Source organism: Carnobacterium sp. 1290_CSPC (genome assembly GCF_001053265.1).
In the GTDB taxonomy this organism is placed as follows: domain Bacteria; phylum Bacillota; class Bacilli; order Lactobacillales; family Aerococcaceae; genus Aerococcus; species Aerococcus urinaeequi.
The window spans coordinates 1-1,035 of sequence record NZ_JVVG01000047.1; the positions used below are offsets into that span (position 1 = coordinate 1).

Sequence of the window (1,035 nt, forward strand, 5' to 3'; positions counted from 1 at the left end):
CAATTTCTGGTTACGGTAACCAACCGGTGTCTCGTAGCCAAGTGTACCGTGCAACCGAAGGTGGTTCCACCAATTGACATAGTCAAATAACTCATAACTTGAAGACGGAAACCACTCTGAGTATATTCTACCCCATACATTTTGAAGTGTCTCTGGGAATGGTCCAATCGATTCAAATACTGCCCAGGTACAAGCATCAATTTTTAATACATCAAATTCTGCTATTTCATCACCTGAAATTGCTACCCCGATGTAATGATCCAACTCGCCCTTTTCTTCCATTCTTCCTTCTGAAAAATTAGTGGAAGCACTAATAATACCCATTGGTTCTACATTTGAGATTGCTTTTAATTGTTTAATAACCTCCGGTGTTAAAAATTCGTTCATTTGTGCAATCTCTTGATTGACACCTTCAAAAATAATTGGGACTCTCTTCTTAAATCCTACTAACTTAAACGACTCTTTCTCAACAATACGATAGTTCATTTCGCATCCTCCTTTAATTGATAATTGAAAGGTCATTCGTGGATAAGCTTTTAATTGTGTATTCTCACTCCTTGCCTCAGAAGGGAGAATACCATGCAGGGAATGAAAAGCACGGGAAAATGAATCAGCCGAATTATAGCCATATTTGACGGCTACATCAATTATTCTTAAATTCGTATCTTTCAAATCAATTGCAGCCAATGACAGTCTTTTTCTCCGAATATATTCTGATAAACCTATGCCAGCTAAAAATGAAAACATCCGCTTAAAATGATACTCTGAACAGTAGGCAATTTTAGATACTTCACTATAGTCAATTTCTTCTGTTAGGTGCTCTTCAATATATGTCAATGCATTATTCATTTACAAGCTGTCAGCTAAGGAAACCTAGGTATTGATACCCAGGAGGAATTAGCGAAATAGACAGCTCTTTTTGTTGATTTTACTAGGTTATTGTTTATGTTTTCTCTAAATAGATGGTATAATTTATTAAGAGAAAAGAGGTGATAAGATGCAGTTAACGAAAACGATTAAAGTGCAATTATACCC

The 1,035-nt window shown here is 35.9% G+C and carries 2 pseudogenes; both read right to left on the minus strand.

The window, feature by feature from the left end:
* A pseudogene (locus AC973_RS10095) lies at positions 1–93 on the minus strand (IS3 family transposase); the annotation flags it as partial.
* A gap of 6 nt (positions 94–99) precedes the next feature.
* A pseudogene (locus AC973_RS03235) lies at positions 100–849 on the minus strand (AraC family transcriptional regulator); the annotation flags it as partial.
* Between the last annotated feature and the right edge of the window lie 186 nt (positions 850–1,035).